The following is a 21451-nucleotide window of genomic DNA, read 5'->3' as shown; positions in this document are numbered from 1 at the left end:
ATTATACTCTGAACAGTAATATTTTGCAGTTATTTTTTATAAAAGATATGTTACAATTTAGCATGAGGTGGCACAATTCTATGAATATTTTCCTTTGTGGTTCAAATCAATTAACAGCATTAGATCAAGAAGAAATTAAAAAATTTTTAACTGACTATGCTCACAAACATAAAATTTACATATTATGTTATAAATCTATTGAAAATGAGGTTCTTCGTTTTTTCGTTGAGAATGAAAGACTCGCTCAAAATTTATGCCTTTACACGCTGCAACCATTACAAGCAATAACAGATGAATTTCAAGAAGTCGTTGATTACTTAAAAAAACACGGAGCCGAATATGTTGCTTTTAATCATCCTTCTGACTCCATTTACCGATCAGATTATATGTTTTTTGTTAAACAAATTATTGAAGACACTGATTTAGTTCTCTGTTTTTATAACGGGGACAAACATACATCTGTCATCCCTGTCGATGTTGCAAAAGAAGCAGGTATTGATGCTGTCATTTATGATTTACCAGGATTACATGAAAAGCAAATGAAAAAAAGCTTTGAACAAAAAATTCGTATGATGTAAAGGGGGAGGCACAATACCATTATTGTGCCCATTGTAAATATGATAATTGAACAAGATTATGATCATTTTATCGCGAGTTTTAAACAACAATTCAATATGGACATCGCTTCATATAAACAAGATAGAATGCGCCGTAGAATCGATGCTTTCATTTCGAGAAAAGGCTTCGAAAACTACACTAATTTTTTAAACAAATTACGCGCTGATCAAAATTTATTTTTAAATTTTATTGACTATATTACAATTAACGTTTCAGAGTTTTTTAGAAATAAAGAACGATGGCAAACTTTAGAGTCGAAAGCACTACCAAAATTACTCGAACAAAATAGCGGAAAATTAAAGGTATGGAGTGCCGCTTGCGCTGCTGGTGAAGAACCATATACACTCTCTTTAATTTTATCAAAGCATCTAGCTCCATTTCGTTTTGAAATTCAAGCAACAGATCTTGATTTCCATATTTTAGAAACCGCAAAACGCGCTCAATATACAGAACGTTCGTTAAAGGAATTACCTACTGATTTGAAAGAACGTCATTTCACAAAAGAGAATGATCTATATTCATTGCATCAAAACATTAAACAAAACGTCTCGTTTAAACAACACGACCTTTTAATGCAGTCATTCGATACAAATTATGATTTGATTATTTGTCGTAATGTAATGATATATTTCACAGAAGAAGCAAGAGTAAAACTTTACGAAAAATTTAGTCGTTCTTTACGAAAAGGCGGTGTACTATTTGTTGGTAGTACGGAACAAATTTTAACACCTGAACGTTACAATCTTCAGCGATTTGATACATTCTTCTACGAAAAAATATAAAAGAGGTCGTCACAATGGAGTGACGACCTTTTTACATAACTCGAATTAAAATAATACCGACAATCCATATGAAGAGAAAAACAAACGTCATAGACCATTTATGTTCTTGCATCGTTTGTTTCAATGCCTGTGATAATTGTGTCATGTTCATTTCCGCAAGCGCTCTCCATACACTTACATCCCGATCTTTAGCAATGCGGTCTGTAACGCTAATTAAAATCGTTTCGTTAGACAATTTCGTTATATAAGCAGTAATAACCGTTACCATCAAATTTATATTTCCTTCTGAAGAATCACTTTCCACTCTAGAGATAAGTGCACTTACATCTAGTAAAGGAATATGTACTTTTCTACCAAATGATAGTTGTACTTCAGCGAAATCATATGTTCCATCTAACAAAGGAAGTTCTTTTATATGCGCCTGCTTAATAAGTCCTTGCAGACTTCTAATTACTTGTTCAAACACTTTTTCTGATTGCTTTCCTTCTTCAGATAACGTATGTAACTTTTTAAAAAGTTGTAACACTGTATCCATCTCTTTAGAAAGCATTTCCTTCATAATCCTTCCATCACTTAAACTTGCAAGTAAAATACCTATCTCATTATTTTTCGAAATAATTTTAGACTGTCCAGTAAACACTAAATTGCTACGCTTTCGTTCTTTCTGGATTTCATGTTCCGAAATAGCTGCAGGCTGTTTTAATGGTTGTAGCGTCTTATCTTCAATTGTCGTACGTTTAATCTCCATTTAAGCGCCTCCACTACTATGAAATAATTAGCCCCATTCTTTATTACTCTTTAAAACTAAAAACAGTACGAACAAACCTGACATGATAGTAAATACATCCGAAGCTTGTACTCCCTGTTCACCTTTTTCTTCTTCCTTGTCTTTCGTTTCTTCTTTTTGTTCTTTCTTTTTAGAGACAACTTGTTTGTTATTGTTCTCTTTTTGGTCCTTCGCCTTATTTACTTCCTTGTTGTCTTCGAACGGCTCTTTTATAACGTAAGTAAATTCCTCTTTCTCTTTCAACGGTTCTTTTATAAACTTATTTACTTTCTCATCTTGCTTCGGAATTTGAACAACTGGCAATTTTTCTTCTGGAAGCGGGTTTTTGATTTTCAAATCTTCTTGCTTCTCATTTTCTTTCTTATCTTCTAATTCATTTTCTAGTTTATTATCTAATTTCTCTTCTTTCTCTTTCTCTTCTATCTTTTTATCATCTTCGTTTTTTGGCGCCAAAACAGAAATGGTATATTCACTTTCTTCAACAAGTTTATTACCTGCTGCATCTATTATCTCTACAAGTAATTCGTATGGCCCAGCCGGCAATGCTTCTGTTATTTCAAATACTTTTTGCCAATCCATATCATGCTTGTTGTAGTCTAATAAAAACGAAAGCTCTTTATTTTCTTTCCCTTTTAATGTAACGCGCACTTCTTTTACAACCGATTCTATATCTGACGCTTTTACTCGTATATGTATAGAATCTCCCTGTTTTCGTTCAACTAAGTTCTCTTTTACTTCATCAATAGTAACTTTCTGTAACTTTGGCAATTCTTTATCTATAGTTGGCGTTTCATTTTTAATACGAATGAGCGGGACTTTCACTTCATTTTTTACGATCTCTTCTTTCTCATTCTCTTTGTAACTTTGAACGAGCTGAAGATTCCAATCACCTTGCAAATCAAAATCCCCTGCTTTATAGTTCGCAACCCAGCTCTTCGTTTCTTCATCATACTCAAAAGATAGTATTCTTTCTTGCGCATATTGCTCGCCATTTTTTTGTAACTGCAATATACCTTTCATGCTTTGAATGTTTTTCCCATTTGGTTCTACAGCAATTCGCATTTCTTCGCCAACTTTAAGCTCCGGCTTATTTACTGTAATAATTCCCTGTTCTGTTTCTATCTTTCTTTCATTCAATTGTTTATTTACTACTACTTCTTGTTCTGCTTCTTTTTGTTTCTCTTCATCTTGTTTCGTTTCCACTTGCTCTGAAGATTCTTGAGATTCCTTATTTTCTTCTTGTACATTCACTTCATTTATTTTTTGATCTGGCTCAATTTGTTCCTCAGCCTGACTTTGCAAGGGGAAGAACAAGCACACATGTATGCATAGCCAACTCATTAGAAAAAACTTTACGTTTTTCATCTACTAGTTCAAACTCCTATTTCAATGCCTTATAGTGATTTCGTCACTTTTACTCCAAAAAATCCATTTACATTTACAAGTTCACCATACGCTACTAATACATCATTTACATAAATACGAATCGGTTCATCAATATCCTCATCTAGTACAACTGCTTCATTTTCTTGTAAACTTAATATATCTTGAATCGTTTTCACTGTACTTCCAAATACAAATTTCACGTTCATTTCTACATTTTGTAGAATGGACGTGTCCATATATACTGGTTCCATTTGTTTTACTTCTTTAAATTCAATAGGTTGCACAACTGGTTCTACAATTTTTTCTTCTTCAATTTCTTCTGTGGCAATCTCTTCTTCTTCCACCATCGGATACAGAAGTCGCCTTACCATTTCTTTCGCTTCGGAAATTGGCAAAATTTGATACATCTTCGATTGAAGCAAATCGCCAATTTCAAGATTGAACGTAATTTGAACGAGTTCGTCCACTTCCATTGACTCTCCCAAATATTCCATTTCTTCTTTTAACGTTACAAATTTAACATTTGGCGGCGTCATGTCCATTTTTTCTTGAAACATTTCTGACATCGCCGTAGCAGCATGACCCATCATTTGGTTCATAATTTCTTTAATACCGCTCAGTTCTAATTCAGTAAGCTCTTTTTCTGGGTCAACTTCCCCTGTTCCCATCATCATTAAATCTACCATTGTTAAGGCGACATCTTTCGTAAATACGAATACATTCTCATTCTTTAGCCCTTCAACAAAGTCGACATTTAAAATAACAAATGGTACTGGTACTCCATCATAATGACGAACATTGATTGCTTCCACATTTGGTGTACTAATTGTAACTGGCTGATTTAAAAGCGTTGATAATACTGTTGAAGCGGAACCAATTGAAATATTTGCAATTTCACCAAGCACATCTTTCTCTTCTTGTGTTAAATGCTCTTTTTCAACTTCTTCTACAATCTCAGTTTCCACTACTTCTGCTGGTTCGTCTGTTTCTTCTACTCCACCAGATAATTGCATTAATTTATTTACCATTTGTTTCGCATGCTCAACTGAAACAATTTGTACAAGTTTAGAGTTTACAAGATTATCTATCTTTAAATCAAACGATACTTTAACAATCGTATGATTCCCATCGATTTCAGAGATTTTCTCCATTTCTTCTGATAACTTTACAACTTTAATCGTCGGCGGAGACATATCTACTGTATCTTGGAAGAATTCCGACATAGATGTAGCTGCGAATCCCATCATTTGATTCATCGCTTCTTGTACAGCACTTAGCTCTAATTCACCAAGTTCTTTTCCGTCCTCCACTTCACCTGTTCCCATCATCATTAAATCTGCAATGGACAATGCAACATCTTGCTTAAGAACAAGAAGGTTTTCCATATCTAATCCTTTTGTAAAATGAATGTTTAATACAACATGCGGAACTTCGACATCTCTTGAATCATATAAATCTACCAACTCTATACGAGGAGCAGTAATGCTTACTTGCCTATTTAAAATTGTTGATAATACAGTCGAAGCTGAACCAAATGATATATTTGCAATTTCGCCAAGAATATCGCATTCTTGGGGCGTTAAATGCTCATTTTCTTTTTCTAGCACAATCGTGCTCGTATCCCCTTTTGTGTGTTGCTCAGGCATTTTCCCTGCCTCCTCATTTCTGTTTTTCTATCAAATAATATAAACTCTTATTTTATTTTAGCAAACTCATTAGTATAAAACGTTACTATGTATCCCATTATTAGATTCGTAACGATTAGCCAAAAAGCTCCCCAATTGTATACAAGTGGGGAGCTTTCCTTCATTCCTATTATAAACCTTCTGGGTTTAAAATGAGGACCACTCGTCCATCACCGAGAATCGTCGCACCAGAGAAATAGTTAGAACTCTCTGCAAAGAAGTCACCTAATGACTTTAAGACTATTTCTCTTTGACCGATAATTGTGTTTACAATAAGTCCATAGCTGCGATGTGTGTTACGAACAATTAACACAGGAACCATTTGACCATCATATGACGCAAACGCCTCATCTACTGTTTTTTCACCAAATACAGTACTTAAATGTTTCACTTCAATAATTTGATTACGATAATTTAATACATCTTTTCCTTGTAAGGATTGGATGTCTTCTCTCTTAATTCGAATTGCTTCAACGATATTTCCAAGAGGTAAAGCATAACGCTTATCATTCGTTTGAACAAGCATAGATTGAATAATAGATAACGTTAATGGAAGTTCAATTCTAAATGTACTTCCCTTTCCTTCCTCAGAATCAATAATTAAATGTCCACCTAAACTATGAATCGTATGTTTTACAACATCTAATCCGACACCGCGTCCAGAAAGATCTGATACAACTTCAGCTGTACTAAATCCCGGTTGGAAAATAAGATCAAACACTTCACGATCTGTTAATCTGTTCGCATCCGCTTCAGTTACAACGCCATTTTTAATCGCTTTTTCTAATACTTTCCCTTTATTAATACCGTTTCCATCATCCGTAATTTGAATAACGACATGATTTCCACTATGAAAGGCTTCTAATTTAATCGTACCTGTCTCATTTTTACCTGCATCACGTCGTTTTTCAACAGTTTCAACACCGTGATCGATTGCATTTCGAATTAAATGAACGAGCGGATCGCCGATTTCATCAATAACAATTTTATCTACTTCAGTATCTTCACCTGTAATTTGTAAATCAATTTTTTTCCCTAAATCTTTCGCTAACATACGTACCATACGCGGGAAACGATTGAACACAGTTTCAATCGGCACCATACGCATATTTAATAGTACATTTTGAATATCTTTTGAAATATCGCCTAATCGATTTAAATGTTCAATTAGCTCCTTGTTTTGAATCGTTTGAGCCAATTCATCAATGCGCCCACGTTCAATTACACTTTCTTCAAACATATTCATTAATCTTTCGATTTTCTCTAATTGAACACGAATTGAACGATTCTCCACTTTAGCATTTTTCGTTTTTGTAGTACTTTTAGCTGGCATAGTACTTGAAGGTTGATTCGTTGCCTCTATCGGTGAGTTTACTTGCGTAACCACAGCAGGTTGTAGCTTTTCTTCTACTTGCACAACTTCTTGTGTCACGACTTTTTTAGAAGCTACTTCCTTCGATATAGGTTCTCCTTGCTTTACTTCCACTTTCTCAATTTCAGAAACATGAAGTACTACTTGTTTCAATTCTTCTATACTACAATCAGTATCCATAAATACTGTAAATTCAAATCCGAAAGCATCTGCTTCAATTTCTTCAATACTCGGAGCTGTTTTTTGTATATTCCCTACATTTTGCAATGCTTCAATACACATAATAGCACGTACCGCTTTTAAAATTGCTTGCTGTTCAACTGTTATATGCACTTCATGCGAAACTCCATCATCGGTGTCTATATGATTTTGCTCTATATGTTCCGTAGGAGTTTCTACATTGCCGTTCAATAATGCTTCTAATTTCTGTTTAGTTGAGGCTACATCAATATTGCCCATTCCACCTTGTTGCACATCTGCAACCATCTTCTCCAAATTATCAATGCACTCAAAAATCACATCAATAATATCCGCATTTACAACTATATTTCCATGACGAATTTCATCTAACACATTCTCCATCTTATGCGTTAAATCAGCCATTTCCGTAAATTCCATGCTCGCAGACATACCTTTGAATGTATGAGCGGATCGGAATATTTCTCCTACAACATCCATATCAGCAGGATTTTGTTCTAACACTAGCACATTTTCATTTAGCGACTGTAAATGTTCTTCTGACTCTTCGAAAAATATATTTAATAGATCTGTTTGCATTTTTATCCCCTACCTGTCTAACAAACATTTCATTTATGTATAACAATTTAGTGTTTTATAATGAGAAAAAAGGGGGCCACACGTCGATCCGCTATCACTGTTTTGATTCCTTGTGGCACCCCTTCTATATTAACTATTTGCTACTTTTGTTAAAGCTTCAATTACACGATCCGCTTGGAATGGCTTTACAATAAAGTCTTTTGCCCCGCCCTTAATTGCATCTAATACCATACCTTGTTGTCCCATTGCAGAACAAATAACAACCTTTGCACTTGAATCAATTTTAATAATTTCTTTTAATGCTTCAAGCCCGTCCATTTCTGGCATAGTAATATCTAATGTTACAATATCAGGTTGAAGTTCTTTATACTTTTGAATTGCTTCTACCCCATTCTCTGCTTCGCCAATAACTTCAAATTCAGCATTACTTTTTAATAAGTTTTTAATCATCGTTCGCATAAACATCGCATCGTCTACTACTAAAATTTTATGTGCCATTCTTTTTAATTCTCTCCTTCTATGTATAAATATATCTTAATATTTCACCTTATCATTCTCACTCATTATACAAAATAAAATGATAAAATTTAATATTTTTTTAAAAGAATTTTCGTGTTTTTATTATTTTATTATTAAAATAATAATATACTACTCTTTTATATAAATAACAACGCGACGGTTTTTTTCCCAGTTTTGCGGTGAATCATTTGGTACAATTGGCTTTGTGTCTGCATATCCTACCGCAGCTAGCCTTTTATCGTCCACATTATACACTTCAATTAAATGGTGAATCATATTTGCCGCTCGTGCTGAAGATAGCTCCCAATTAGAAGGGAATTTCTCGTTATGAATAGGTCTACTATCTGTATGTCCCTCTACAACAATTGGGTTAGGTACGGATTGAAAAAATCCAACTAATTGACTTATTATCCCTTTCGCTTCGGGCTTAACGTTCGCATCGCCTGTATCAAATATTAAATTATCTACTATAACGACGCTTACCCCTGTATCCTCTCGATATACATTCACTTGACTAATACCGTTATTATCTACATACGCTTTTAACTTCTTATATAATTCATCCATTCTCTTTTTTGAAATCATTTTTTCATCATTTTTTTCATGTGAAATATCCGGTATTGTATTTTCCATTACTTTTGCATCTACTTGCCCCGTATCACTAAACTTTTCAAGCATCTTTGACAATTTTACTGCATCTTGCTTTGATGTAGCAACTAGTAATACAAAGAAAGTTAATAATAACATCGTTAAATCTGTAAAAGTCGTCATCCAACGAGGCGATCCCTTTTGCGGTCCTTTACTCATCATACCACTCCTTGAAATATTAGGCTGCTCCTTTTACCTTTTTTACCTTTGTTTCGTATACGTATGTATCCAGTTTCAACTTTAATTTAGAAGGGATTTGTCCACGATACAATTCTGAAATTGCTTCTATTACAAACTTCTTCTCTGTATATAAATCTTCAATACCACGATATACTTTTTCCGCAAGAGGGATTGCAATCATATTCGCAAGTACAGACCCATATAATGTCGTTAACATCGCAACTGCCATTCCTGTACCAATTTGCGATGTATCTTGTAAGTTTTGGAGCATAATGATAAGACCGATTAACGTACCAATCATTCCCCAAGCTGGAGCAAAATCACCAATTTTATCTAATAATGCTGCTCCTTTTCTTAACTCATACACTTCCGTTTCAATATCTTTCAATAACACTTCTTTTAATTCATCTTCATCGTAACCGCTTAACATTAATCGAATTCCTTTTTGAATAAAAGGATTGTCTACTTGCTCTCCATCTACCTCTAAAGAAAGCAAGCCGTGCTTTTTAGACTTTTTCGAAAAATCGACAAACAAATCCGTTAACTGTTCTAAATCTTCTTCTCTTCTATGTAAAACAGTAAAAATGCTTTTCGTATATTTTTTTATTTCTCCAAATCGATATGCCACAACAATTGTCGCTGTTGTTCCCCCTATGACAATTAAAATAGATGAAACATCTAAAAAGTTTTTGAAAGCTTTTATTCCACCGCCGCCAAGCATAATTGCCGCTATCACTATAATGAAACCTACTATAATGCCCACTGGGCTAGAAATATCAAACTTCCTTTTTCTTCTTTGTGGTCTAGCTAATACTTGATTTTTCTCTCCCATATTTCTGCCCTTTCCTTTCCATTTTTATATAACATTTTTTTATTTTAATAATACGTTTTCACATATAACATGTATTATACGCTTATCATCTGTTTATCGCAATATACTCATGAAATTGACACATTTCATTTCTATATTAGAATTATGGTATGAATAAATGAGGAGGATCACGATGGAACACAACATTTTACAAGTCATTGCATTAGCAGAAAAACTAAAATATGAAATGCGACATAGCTGGCTTTCCAACGGACGTCAAGAAAGTGTTGCCGAACATACATGGCGGATGTCTCTAATGGCCATTTTAGTTGAACCTTATTTGGATCAAAAAGTAAGTATTGAGAAATTACTTAAAATGGTTATTATTCACGACCTAGTCGAAGCCGAAGCTGGTGATATTCCTGCTTTTGATACAATGAATAGTCACGAATTACAGCTACAAAAACAAAAAAATGAACTGGAGGCTATTTTAAATATTAAACAAACGTTAACAGGTTCTCTCGGCGAGGAATTATATGACTTATGGATGGAGTTTGAAGCGAAAGAAACGTACGAAGCAAAAGTTGCTAATGCACTCGATAAACTTGAGGTGAAAATCCAGCATAACGAAGCTGATATTGATACGTGGCTACCAATTGAACATAAAATGACATTCCAAGTAGCAAAGCATACAAACTTTGATTCTTTCCTATCTAAATTACAAAAAATTATTGAACAAGATGGAGAAAAGAAGTTAATTGCTGCCGGCATTGATGTTGAGGCATGCAAGCAATAATGAAATAAGACACTCAACAAGAGTGTCTTATTTCATTATTGTTGATATAGCCTGCTTATAAATAAGCTGTTGTTTTCCATCCACTAAGATTAAAACTGTAAATTTATCCACTCCAACAACTTCTCCTACTATTCTAACGCCACTCTTTAAGAAAATTGTAACTGTACCTTTTTCTTCTTTTATTTGTTTATACAATTCTTCCTGTAAATGTTCCAATTACTGTCCTCTCCTTTCTGTGAAACATCTTAATATAAAAAACTATAAATTTTTTATTTATGCACTTTGTCTTTTATGTTCATAAACTTATTAATAAGTATATCTAAATCACGACTAAATAACAAAACTTTATCATGATCCAATCCGTGTCTCGCAACAAGTTGAATTAACTCTTTCTTTTTGTTTTCTATTTTATTTTTTAATTGTCCCATCTCCATCTCTATACTAAAACTCCCTTTTCCCATAATATTACTTGTAAAATTATAGTACATATTCTCTCATAAAAAAATAAGAAAATGGTTTTTTTTACAATTTTTTATTTTTTATGCCTAAATTATGAATTACGTAAAGGTTTATTTACAAATCACTAACATGCAATCCTAATGAATCTACAGGCATTTGTCTAATTATAAATGAGACTGGCTCGTTTTCTATACAAAAAACATACTGTATATAGTAGTCCATGAACCATATAGATTAACTTACTAAAAAGGAGGAAAACATATGAGTTATGGTGGAAGTTGCGCTGGTTTCGGCGGTGGATTTGCTTTGCTTATCGTACTATTCATCCTTCTAATCATCATCGGATGTAGCTGTTGGGGTGGCGGCGGATACGGATATTAATATATCCTATCCTTGAAAAATGAACTAAAAACTATAGAAAAACAGCTCAAATATGAGCTGTTTTTTTCATACTTTCGTATGAATTTATATCCCTCTTATTTGCGATTTCAACTAGCAACATATTGTTTACTATGGAATAAGAAACATTTTTACTAAGGGGGATTACAATGATTAGAGGTCTTTACGAAGCACATTTACCTGTCCGCAACTTAAAAGTATCAATACCTTTTTATGAATCACTAGGGCTAAAATTATATAAAAGAGGAGATAATATTGCTTTCTTTTGGATTAAAGAAAATGAGAGTTGGCTCGGCCTTTGGGAAGGCACAGAATACAAAGTGAATTATCACCCCTCTTTACGACATATCGCCTTTCAAGTAAGTTTACATGATTTAGAAAATGCGATTCATTGGCTAAATCAAAAAGGAATTTCAGCACGAAAAGACTTTGGAATGGAACCAATTGAACCGATTGTTTTTCCGGAATTAGCACATGCAGCCGTATACTTTAACGACCCTGATGGAAATAGTTTAGAATTGATTGCACAATTACCTGTTGGACTTCCCACAGCGGAAAAAGTGTATTTAAGTGAGTGGAAAGAACAAATTCAAACATCGTCATTACATAAGGATTAATCTATTTATGTCAGTTTCTTATTCCACACTTCTTAAAACAAATAAAAACTTCAATAAACTATTTTATGGGCAAACATTAAGTGTACTTGGGGATTGGTTCCATACGGTAGCTTTATTAACATTTGTCTACAACATAACGGAATCGCCGTTTATGATCGCACTTACTTTTATAAGTAAAAGTTTACCACAGCTTCTTCTTAGTCCATTCATAGGCGGAATTGTAGATCGTTTCTCTAAAAAGAATATTATGATTTTTACCGATATTACACGGGGAATTCTAGTCCTTACATACTTACTCGCAGGCTATAAAATTGAGATTATTTTCATTGCTAATATATGTTTATCTGTACTTTCTTGTTTATTTGAACCGGCTAAACAAGCAACTCTAAAAAATATCGTACACCAAAATCATTTCGTAACTGCTAACTCTCTTTCTAGTACAATTAATGGTTTTATGTCTATTATGGGGGCTTCTTTGGGCGGAGTAATTGCACAATCTTTACATATTGAGTTCGCTTTTTTAGTAAATAGCCTATCATACTTTATTTCAGCCTATTTTATTTATAACATGAGTATTCCTGCTCATGATACTTGTAACAAGAACAAAGCATTTTTCACTGATATAAAAGGTGGTTATACATACATATTACAAACAAAAATCATTTTAACATTAATTCTTGTCGGCATTTCATGGGGGATTATTGGAGGTGCTTATCAACTACTTCTAACGATCTATGCCGAAAAAATTTTCCATACGAACATTGGGATTTTATATACGGTTCAAGGTGCTGGGCTTATGATAGGAAGCCTTCTCGTTAATCTATATATATCCCATAATAAAGAAAAAATGAAAAAAGTATTCGGTTGGGCCTACTTATTACAAGGAATTTTCTTTCTCGGATTCATTCTATCCGATCAACTTATTATCGGTATCATTACTTTATTCTGTATGCGCATAGCAGGAGGAATCATCGTTCCACTTGATACGACATTACTTCAAACTTACACACACGAAAATATGATAGGTAAAGTTTTTTCATTCCATTATTCCATTTACGGATCTCTTATTCAGTTATCGATGTTTTTTACAGGAGGGCTGTTAGAAATTCTTTCTCCTCAAATGATTGGCTGTTTATTAGCTACATGCTGTATTTTTGTAAGTTTTATATGGCTGTTCTTGTTTTATCGCGGGGATCTCAGTGAATAATTTAATGATAATCAATACATTTTGATCCCATTCATTATTTGTTTCCCCATAATAAAATTGTTTAAAAACACAAGTCAGATTTTTTAGTTAAAGAGCCTTATATGGCAACACTATTTGAGAAAAAACTAGATATTTATGTTAAAATACAAATAAGTTTGTGAAATATTGCACTTAAATAATAGACTTTAACTAGTTAAACTTGATTAAATAGGAGGGCTGTTTTGGGTATCACATTCTTTTTCATATGTATTATATTAGTGGCTTCTATTCTGCAAGCAAGTACAGGTTTTGGCTTTTCCATAATGGCAACCCCTTTCTTACTTATGTTATTTCTACCACAAGAAGCTATACAAATAAACATTATTTTATCTTTAATTATCTCCATTTCACTCATTTGGAAAATAAGAATGGACGTTGATTTTGTTCTACTGAAAAGGTTTATTTTTGGAAGTATAGTTGGTGTTCCTTTTGGCATTTTAATTTTCATTTCCGTTAACATAAACACTTTTAAATTAGCAGTTAGCATCCTACTCTTACTATTAACATTGTTGCTAATATGCAACGTTAAGGTTAGATCAACACAATCTAGAGATTTCATAGTTGGCGGATTATCTGGTCTTTTAACGACAAGTATCGGTATGCCAGGTCCACCCCTGTTACTTTATTTTACAGGAACTAATACTGAAAAAGAGAAGTTAAGAGCAACTACATTAGCTTTTTATCTGTTTATATATTTCATTAGTCTAGTAACTCAAATACTCTTTACTGGCACAAACAAAACCATTTGGGAATCAAGTTTTTATGCCATTCCAATTGTATTTTTAGGTTTGTTTATAGGTCAAATTATTTTTAAATGGCTTAATCAACGGATTTTTAAAATATTTACGTACATTCTTTTAAGTTGTACAGGGGGTTATCTTCTTATTGAAAGTTTGAACTTGTTATAGAGGATGCTTTAGATCGTGCAATAACAGATATGTTCAAACGAAATTATTACTGTATTTTCCGGCGGGGTATTCCATATCAAAACTTAAATAACTTTATTGACAGTTTACAATTAGCAATAATCTTTCTTTCATAAGGAAAATATTTCAAATCAAATACTAAATAAAACGATAAAAAGCGGCTATTATGCCGCTTTTACTTACTATTGGCATTTCATTCTCATTTTCTATCACTTTTGTAAAAAGTTATTAATTTTTATTTCTATGTACATGATAACAAACAAAATACCTAAGTTCAGAAAGAATAAACAACTTTCTGGCCTTAGGTATTTCTCCTTCTCAAAAAAGGCAAACCCGCATCACAGGTTTGCCATTTCACTCATTTTTTATTTAGTCCTTTTTCACTTAAAAACTCTTTCATATGCATTCTTTTTTCTTTAGACATAAACGAACTCATTGATTCCGTCCATGTTACGTTTTTCTTGTTTGATGATCTTTCTTTATAATACGCGTTCATCGTTTCATCATATTCGTTTAGTAATTCATCATATTTTTGTTCATCATATCCATTTTCATGAAGAACTGCTGCTACTGGTAAACGTGGTTTAACTCCATGTTCTTCATCTGGTACACCGACTGTCATTCCGAATACAGGATATACTTTATCCGGTAAATGAAGCAGTTCACTCACTTCTCTCGGATTATTACGAATACCACCAATATAACAAATACCGTATCCTAACGATTCTGCTGCTAGTGCTAAGTTTTGCGCAAAAAGTGAAGCATCTACCGTCGCAACGATAAAGTCTTCTACTCCCTCATGCTTTATCTCTGTACTATGTTTTTCACATGCAATTTCAAGTCGTTTTAAATCTGCACAACAAACAAAAAATGCTGCACAGTCCTTCACATGGCGATTTCCGGATAGCTCTGCTAGTTTAGCCTTTAATTCCTGATCTGTTACATATATAACAGAATACGCCTGTACAAAATGTGATGAGGCTGCATGTTGCGCAGCATGCACCATCTTTTCTACTACATCTTTCGGAATTGATTCTTCTTTATATTTACGAACTGAAACATGTTGCTCCATCTTATGTATGATCTCATTCATGAAAATCACTCCTTTTTTCTCTTCATAATGAAAAATTAACATATCTTTTTCAATTTTCACAACTTATAAGCACAAAAAGAGCAATTCTTTTTGAATTGCCCTTTTTTAAAACGTTTATCGATACGGTAAATGAAATTATAATTATCTTATTACGCCGTTTTCAAAACTTTAATACCTTTTACGATATTCCAAATGAAGTAGTAAATTCCTACAAGAATGAACACTGCATATGTGATAGCCATTCCAATTCCAGCACCGTCAGATTGATTGAAACCTAAACCGTACATGCCTGATACTGCTAGTCCTCCAAATAAGATTGCGTATGGGAAAACATGTGACCAAAATGCTTTTTTCGCGTGATACTTCACTTCATCTTCTGCAACAAAGTACACGATAATTGGTAGTAAAAATGGTGCAAAAAAGATACTAAAGTAACATAACGAAGATAAAATATTATTTCCTTTCATCCGATTCACCTCTAAATAGTTTTTGTTACCTTCATTATGTCAGGAAATCATTCTAGAAACTATCGCTTTACCTTTCACGAACGTGACATATTTGTAAGATTTTCCTCAAACTAAATCCCGCCTGAGTTTCAGACGGGATCACTTTCACTATATTCGATTCATAAACCAATACTGTGTAATTGCTAAATATTCTCGTACATTCGATGGAATGATGATTGGTTTCGGTGTTTTTGCCGGAAGACCTTCTAATTGTAAACCTTGTTTGGCCGCTATTTTTTTCGCTCTAAACATGTGAAAATCGTTTGTTACGATCATACCTTTTTTCATATCAGCTGGAATTAACGGTTTTGAGAATGTAATATTCTCATCTGTACTCGTAGATTTGTCCTCCATTATAATGCGGTCTTCTGCGATATTTTGTTTTATTAGTCCTTGTTTCATTGCTAATGCTTCTGAAATGTCTTCGCCTTTTCCTTGTCCTCCAGATACGATAGCGATTGTTTTCTCATGTGATTTTAAATATTCAGCTGCTTTATCAATACGATATTGCAATGAATAAGATGGTTTCGTCCCATTTACTTTCGATCCTAGTACAATTATGTAATCAGCATCGTATGTTGCATTCATATGCCCATGCTTATAAATGTGATATTGTAAAAACCCCGCATACACGGCGCAAATCATTATAACAACTAAAATGCCCTTCATTATTTTCTTCTTTCTCATATTCATATACTCCTATTTTCTTTTACTTCCTTCATGATAATATCCATTTATTTGTTTGTATACAGACAAATTCCAATAAACCCTAATTTATCCTCTGAAAGGTAATATTTATATTACTTTCGGGAATAGTAAGTACAACTTTACACGAAGGAGTGTCTCTATTGCTTCTCTTTTTATGTAACGTGTCGTTCTTTTTCATCTTATTTTTGCTATCGCTTAAGTTACTCGGTAAATCCGCGTTAGCGCAACTAACTCCTCATGATTTTGGGGCTATAATTTTTTTATCTTATTTAGCTTTCCAGGCCATACCCGTCTCTGGTGCTTTACAAGCATTTCTCGGTATGGTTGTTATCACATGTTTACATTTACTCCTTACAAAATTAAGCCTATTCAACAAACTAAATCGTTTTATTCTCGGACACCCTATCATTTTAATTAAACATGGTGATATTATTTTTGAGAACTTACAAAAAAGTAGATACCCCATTGCAGAACTGCTTTCTAATCTTCGCGTTGCAGGATATCCAAGTGTTCATGAAATTGAATACGCTATTTTAGAAGCGAACGGCGCTATTAGTATTTTACCAAAAAGAGAACTTGTACCATTAACTCCAAAAGATTTAAACATAGATGTTAAGTATGCTGGATTACCAATTGCACTTATCGTCGATTCACAAATTCAATATGATAACTTAAAGTTAATACATAAAGATGAAAAATGGTTATATAAAGAATTAAAAGAAAAAGGAATTACAAATATTAAAAACGTTGCCTTTGCTTCTGTTCAAGAAACGGATGGATCTTTTGCTATTAGTTTAAAGGAATAAGAAAATCCCCTTAATTGCTTAAGGGGATTTTTTATCATATCGCTTCTTTCTCTCCTGCCATATTTAATGGAACAGGATGTTTCATACGATTCATCGTAAATACGATAATCGCTGTCATTACTTCTGCAACTGGCATAACGAGCCAAATTCCATTTATACCAAATAGTTTCGGCATAATCCATAACAATGGAATAATAAATAGTAATCCTCGGCTCATTATAATAAGTACTGATTTCTTCGTTTGTCGCACTGATTGGAAGTACTCTCCATACACAATGTTATAACCTAAAAATACGTATTGGATAAAGAATAAACTAATACCTGTTAAGGTTAACTCCAATAATTCTGGAGATTGAACATCAAATAAACCAATGATATATTTCCCGAAGAATAATCCGACAATTATCGCAACGCCTCCAAGGACAACTGCAATTTTCACAGCAAACTTCAATCCTTCACGAAGTCTCTCTGATAAATTTGCCCCGTAATGGAAACTAGCAATTGGCTGTAATGCTGCTCCAACACCAAAGAATAATAGTAATGTCATTGCATGAATACTATTCACCATCGCATAGGAAGCTACTCCTACTTCTCCTGCATATTGGACAAATGCGATATTAAAACCAATCGTTACGATTGCAACCGTACTTTCTGCTGTAAAACTTGGGAAACCAATCACCATAATTTGTTTGACAGTATCCCATTCAAAATGAAATTTCGTCCACTTTAAAATACTACTTTTTCTAAAGAAATGGGTTAATAATACAAGGAAACCAATCGCTGCCGAAAGAATAGTCGCTGAGGCAGCACCTGTTACGCCCCATCCAAAGATAAAAATAAAGATATAGTCAAACACTATATTTAATACAGCCGTTACAACAAGACCAGCCATTGCTAAATTAGGATTTCCATCATTTCGTATAAATGTACTTAAAATATTTTCTAAAACGTATATCATTCCAAATGTTAATAATACGTGTAAATAGTCTAACGCATATGGTAGAATCACTTCGTTTGCACCAAATAAGTATGCTAAATCTTCTATTCTCCATAAGCAAATCGCTGCTAAAATCCCTACGATAACAACTGCTACCGTCATTGATTGAGTAAAAATAGACCTTGCTCTTTCTCGTTTATTTTCACCTAATGCAATGGAGTATAACGTTGCCCCGCCCATTCCGATCCATAATGAAATAGAGAAGAAAATCGAAAAGGCTGGAATAGCCACGTTCACTCCTGCTAAACCGTTCGCCCCAACTCCTCTACTAATCATAACCGCGTCAATTACAATATTCACTGACATTAATACCATTCCAAGAACTGCTGGTATTAAATAAGAAATAAATAAGCTTTTAATTGGTTTTTCTCTTAATTTTTCTGTTGCTTCCATACTCTAATATGCTCCTTTTTTTCAACTCTCTTTTCTTAGTTTAAACCTTCAAGTAACCTTAAGGTCAATAGAGAATTAAAAAATAGGTGACTTAATTATCGCGTTTGATGCTCATTTGTAATTATACGAGTCCTATAACTTATTGCTTTGTTTTTTCATTATAGGAATTTGAATTTCTGTTACTTGCTCCTCAGGATCTTCTGTTACAGACCAATCAATTAATGCAATCTCAATTGCATCTCCACTTATTTCGTATCCTTCTTGATCAATATATTTCATTAGCTTCTTATATGTTTCATCAGTTTCTTCATATGGCCCATGATGATATACACAGGCAAACATACCTTCTTTAATTTCATCTGAACTCTGTACTTCAAAAGGCATATAATCCAAAAGAATAAATACACTGCTATATGCTTGAAACTCATTTTGCATTAACCCTTTTTTCGCAACAGTTACACCAATATCTCCAGAAAATAAGCTATCATCCATTTGCCTCATATTTTTTTGCAACGAATGAATGTAGTACTCAAACATATCATCCGTCGTATTCGGGGCAACCGCAATAGCTGTTATTTTTCGCTGCGGGATCTCTTTTATTACCATTTGTTCAGCTTTTGCTTTTGTTGCTTCCTTAATTAAATGAATTCTATGCTCCATTTTCGCTAAAGCATACTCAATTTCTCTTTGTTTCTTCAGCATCATCTCTTGTTGTTTTTCCAGTAAATTGAGTGCGTATGCTGGATTTCTTTCATCAATATATTTCTTAATTTCCTTTAACGGAATGTTTAATTGGCGTAAAAACTTAATCGTATCTAATAGTGAAAATTGATCGATTGTGTAATAACGATAATTTGTTTGCGAGTCCACAGTAGACGGATGAAAAATTCCTTTTTCATCATAATACCTTAATGTAGATTCTGCGATATTATGCATTTTTGCCATTTCTCCAATTGTAAAACGTTTATTTAATAACATCTTTTATTTCCTTCCATTTCTATTTATTTCATTATATGTTCATTCTGTCTTCAAAACAAAAAAGAATTCCCCTACGAGAATTCTTTTTTACTATTAAACCTCTATTATTATAGGGAGGATCATCGGTTTTCTTTTCGTATTAGTATATATAAACTTCCCTAAAGCCTCTCTTACTTCTTTTTTCAAAATACCCCAGCTATTCACATTCTCTTTCTTCAAATTATTAATTGTAATAACAGCTAATTTATTTAATTCCTTCAAAAACTCTTCTGAATCACGAACATAGATAAATCCACGAGAGATAATATCAGGACCGGAAATAATTTCTCCATCGACTTTATTAAAAGTAATAACTATAACGAGCATTCCATCTTCCGAAAGTTGTTTACGATCACGTAATAAGGCATTTCCAACATCACCAATTCCTAATCCATCTACATATATATTTCCAGCCTGTATTTTTCTAGATTGAACGGCCACTTCATTACTAATATCTACAACATCTCCATTACGAACGATAAAGATATTTTCCTTTTCAATACCAATTGATTCTGCTAACAAACTATGGTGATGTAGCATTCTAAACTCTCCATGAATTGGAATAAAATATTTTGGCTTCATTAATGTAAGCATTAACTTCAACTCTTCTTGATATGCATGACCGGATACATGCACTCCAGTAGAACTACCTGATCCGTAAATCACCTTTGCTCCTAATGCAAATAAATTATCGATAATTCGAGAAACGTTACGTTCATTTCCTGGGATAGGGGTCGCGGCTATAATAACCGTATCTTCTGGTAAAATATCCACTTGTCTATAGTTTCCACTAGCTAAACGCGCTAAAGCTGCCATCGGTTCTCCTTGACTTCCTGTACAAAGTATCGCTACCTGCTTTGAATCTAAACGATTTATCTCACTCGATTCAATTAACATGCCGTCTGGAATATGTAAATACCCTTCCTCTAGAGCAACTTCTACTACATTTACCATACTTCTCCCGAGCAAAGCCAATTTTCGATTTGTTTTTATGCAAGCTTCAACTATTTGCTGAACACGATTCACATTAGAAGCAAATGTAGAAATAATTACTTTTCTATTTGCTTTCATAAATATTTCCTCTACCCGTTCTCCTACTGACCTTTCTGATGGAGTAAAACCTGGGCGTTCTGCATTTGTGCTTTCAGATAATAAAGCTAGTACACCTTCACTTCCTATTTTAGCCATTTTATGAATATCAGGATGTTGATTATTTACTGGTGTTAAATCAAATTTAAAATCACCTGTATGTACTACAGTACCTTCTGGTGTATGAAAAACAATACCGAGACAATCCGGAATACTGTGGTTCGTTTTAAAAAAGGTTGCCTTAATAGAACCACAATCAATTTCTGATTTTGAATGAATAACGATTAATTCCGTATCATTTTGAAGATTGTGTTCCTTTAATTTAATTTCAATTAAACCTAACGTTAACTTTGTTGCATAGATTGGTACATTTAGTTGTTTTAAAAAATATGGTATTCCGCCAATATGGTCCTCATGCCCGTGCGTTACTACTAAACCGCGAATTTTTTCTTTATTTTCTTGCAAATATGTGACGTCTGGAATTATTAAATCAATCCCTAATAAACTTTCATCTGGAAATTTAGATCCACAATCAATGACGACAATATCATTTTCATATTGGATAGCATACATATTTTTTCCTATTTCATTTACTCCACCTAAAGCAACAATAGACAAGTTATTTTTTAATGAATTCAAATGATAAAACCTCCTTTTCACATTTATAATTCGTGAAATAGCATTTAGGCTTTATTATTTGTAATGAAAAAGGACTTCATACTATTTTATACATATAAAAATTCACACACTATTCTTATATGTATATCCCTAATAACACCATCTCTCTCTAAAAAAGCTCCCATTTTTTCATTGATTTTTTTCAAAATATATTAT

At 33.3% G+C, this 21451-nt stretch carries 23 protein-coding genes; 8 read left to right on the top strand and 15 right to left on the bottom strand.

The features are described 5' to 3' along the window. Positions 1-80: 80 nt before the first annotated feature. Entirely contained in the window at positions 81-578 is a 498-nt protein-coding gene (locus GBN78_RS21975) for a flagellar motor switch protein FliG (RefSeq protein ID WP_128266911.1), read from the top strand. A 39-nt stretch (positions 579-617) separates the two neighbouring features. After that, on the top strand, positions 618-1400 hold the full coding sequence (locus tag GBN78_RS21970; RefSeq protein WP_000582873.1) for a CheR family methyltransferase: 783 nt from the start codon (positions 618-620) through the stop codon (positions 1398-1400). A 31-nt stretch (positions 1401-1431) separates the two neighbouring features. Here the strand turns inward: GBN78_RS21970 and GBN78_RS21965 are convergent, their stop codons facing one another. The 7 genes from GBN78_RS21965 to GBN78_RS21935 all read right to left on the bottom strand — a co-directional run bounded on the left by GBN78_RS21965 (position 1432) and on the right by GBN78_RS21935 (position 9586). Further along, complete coding sequence (locus tag GBN78_RS21965) at positions 1432-2148, bottom strand: hypothetical protein (RefSeq protein ID WP_000403968.1); 717 nt, start codon at positions 2146-2148, stop codon at positions 1432-1434. Positions 2149-2175: 27 nt separating this feature from the next. Continuing rightward, entirely contained in the window at positions 2176-3552 is a 1377-nt protein-coding gene (locus GBN78_RS21960; RefSeq protein ID WP_152127706.1) for a transglycosylase, read from the bottom strand. 29 nt (positions 3553-3581) lie between these two features. Next, complete coding sequence (locus GBN78_RS21955) at positions 3582-5219, bottom strand: flagellar motor switch protein (protein ID WP_001115015.1); 1638 nt, start codon at positions 5217-5219, stop codon at positions 3582-3584. Between the two features lie 169 nt (positions 5220-5388). Beyond that, positions 5389-7407: a chemotaxis protein CheA gene (locus GBN78_RS21950; RefSeq protein ID WP_001192619.1), complete on the bottom strand. Its 2019-nt coding sequence runs from the start codon at positions 7405-7407 to the stop codon at positions 5389-5391. Between the two features lie 129 nt (positions 7408-7536). Then, on the bottom strand, positions 7537-7905 hold the full coding sequence (locus GBN78_RS21945; RefSeq protein ID WP_000940568.1) for a response regulator: 369 nt from the start codon (positions 7903-7905) through the stop codon (positions 7537-7539). 150 nt (positions 7906-8055) lie between these two features. Beyond that, complete coding sequence (locus tag GBN78_RS21940; RefSeq protein ID WP_000033627.1) at positions 8056-8733, bottom strand: OmpA family protein; 678 nt, start codon at positions 8731-8733, stop codon at positions 8056-8058. Positions 8734-8752: 19 nt separating this feature from the next. After that, entirely contained in the window at positions 8753-9586 is an 834-nt protein-coding gene (locus GBN78_RS21935; RefSeq protein WP_000504191.1) for a flagellar motor protein MotP, read from the bottom strand. 172 nt (positions 9587-9758) lie between these two features. On the opposite strand from GBN78_RS21935, the gene GBN78_RS21930 reads away from it, so the two are divergent. Then, positions 9759-10361, top strand: coding sequence for an HD domain-containing protein (locus GBN78_RS21930; RefSeq protein ID WP_000400780.1), 603 nt, complete (start codon positions 9759-9761; stop codon positions 10359-10361). A gap of 27 nt (positions 10362-10388) precedes the next feature. On the opposite strand, the gene hfq is transcribed toward GBN78_RS21930, so the two are convergent. Together hfq and GBN78_RS21920 are read right to left on the bottom strand one after the other, a co-directional pair. Beyond that, positions 10389-10577, bottom strand: coding sequence for an RNA chaperone Hfq (gene hfq / locus GBN78_RS21925; protein WP_000400665.1), 189 nt, complete (start codon positions 10575-10577; stop codon positions 10389-10391). A gap of 53 nt (positions 10578-10630) precedes the next feature. Then, positions 10631-10849, bottom strand: coding sequence for an aspartyl-phosphate phosphatase Spo0E family protein (locus GBN78_RS21920; protein WP_000291688.1), 219 nt, complete (start codon positions 10847-10849; stop codon positions 10631-10633). A 232-nt stretch (positions 10850-11081) separates the two neighbouring features. Here GBN78_RS21920 and GBN78_RS21915 point away from each other — a divergent pair, with 232 nt between their 5' ends. The 4 genes from GBN78_RS21915 to GBN78_RS21900 all read left to right on the top strand — a co-directional run bounded on the left by GBN78_RS21915 (position 11082) and on the right by GBN78_RS21900 (position 13990). After that, on the top strand, positions 11082-11201 hold the full coding sequence (locus GBN78_RS21915; RefSeq protein ID WP_000120179.1) for a YjcZ family sporulation protein: 120 nt from the start codon (positions 11082-11084) through the stop codon (positions 11199-11201). A 167-nt stretch (positions 11202-11368) separates the two neighbouring features. Next, on the top strand, positions 11369-11836 hold the full coding sequence (locus GBN78_RS21910) for a VOC family protein (RefSeq protein ID WP_000617953.1): 468 nt from the start codon (positions 11369-11371) through the stop codon (positions 11834-11836). A 7-nt stretch (positions 11837-11843) separates the two neighbouring features. After that, a complete protein-coding gene (locus GBN78_RS21905) occupies positions 11844-13043 on the top strand; it encodes an MFS transporter (protein ID WP_000117053.1) in 1200 nt (399 codons plus the stop codon). Positions 13044-13264: 221 nt separating this feature from the next. Then, on the top strand, positions 13265-13990 hold the full coding sequence (locus tag GBN78_RS21900) for a sulfite exporter TauE/SafE family protein (protein WP_000513081.1): 726 nt from the start codon (positions 13265-13267) through the stop codon (positions 13988-13990). Between the two features lie 376 nt (positions 13991-14366). Here the strand turns inward: GBN78_RS21900 and nfsA are convergent, their stop codons facing one another. The 3 genes from nfsA to GBN78_RS21885 form a co-directional block, all read right to left on the bottom strand. Further along, a complete protein-coding gene (gene nfsA, locus GBN78_RS21895) occupies positions 14367-15101 on the bottom strand; it encodes an oxygen-insensitive NADPH nitroreductase (RefSeq protein ID WP_001002392.1) in 735 nt (244 codons plus the stop codon). Positions 15102-15250: 149 nt separating this feature from the next. After that, complete coding sequence (locus GBN78_RS21890; RefSeq protein ID WP_000678055.1) at positions 15251-15568, bottom strand: magnetosome magnetite crystal formation protein family; 318 nt, start codon at positions 15566-15568, stop codon at positions 15251-15253. A gap of 147 nt (positions 15569-15715) precedes the next feature. Further along, complete coding sequence (locus GBN78_RS21885) at positions 15716-16294, bottom strand: YdcF family protein (RefSeq protein ID WP_001227676.1); 579 nt, start codon at positions 16292-16294, stop codon at positions 15716-15718. 161 nt (positions 16295-16455) lie between these two features. Between GBN78_RS21885 and GBN78_RS21880 the strand changes: the two genes are divergently transcribed. Next, positions 16456-17121: a DUF421 domain-containing protein gene (locus GBN78_RS21880; protein WP_000923922.1), complete on the top strand. Its 666-nt coding sequence runs from the start codon at positions 16456-16458 to the stop codon at positions 17119-17121. Between the two features lie 34 nt (positions 17122-17155). On the opposite strand, the gene GBN78_RS21875 is transcribed toward GBN78_RS21880, so the two are convergent. The 3 genes from GBN78_RS21875 to GBN78_RS21865 all read right to left on the bottom strand — a co-directional run bounded on the left by GBN78_RS21875 (position 17156) and on the right by GBN78_RS21865 (position 21256). Beyond that, complete coding sequence (locus GBN78_RS21875) at positions 17156-18511, bottom strand: MATE family efflux transporter (RefSeq protein ID WP_000388390.1); 1356 nt, start codon at positions 18509-18511, stop codon at positions 17156-17158. Between the two features lie 132 nt (positions 18512-18643). Beyond that, the gene (locus GBN78_RS21870; RefSeq protein ID WP_000925956.1) at positions 18644-19489 is read right to left on the bottom strand and encodes a MerR family transcriptional regulator; all 846 of its coding nucleotides are present in this window, start codon (positions 19487-19489) and stop codon (positions 18644-18646) included. Between the two features lie 93 nt (positions 19490-19582). Next, positions 19583-21256, bottom strand: a complete 1674-nt coding sequence (locus GBN78_RS21865; RefSeq protein WP_098300373.1) for a ribonuclease J — start codon at positions 21254-21256, stop codon at positions 19583-19585. Between the last annotated feature and the right edge of the window lie 195 nt (positions 21257-21451).

The sequence above is a fragment of the Bacillus sp. B2-WWTP-C-10-Post-4 genome (genome assembly GCF_009183805.1).
In the GTDB taxonomy this organism is placed as follows: Bacteria; Bacillota; Bacilli; order Bacillales; family Bacillaceae_G; genus Bacillus_A; species Bacillus_A cereus.
This window is presented reverse-complemented; position numbering and strand designations above follow the sequence as displayed.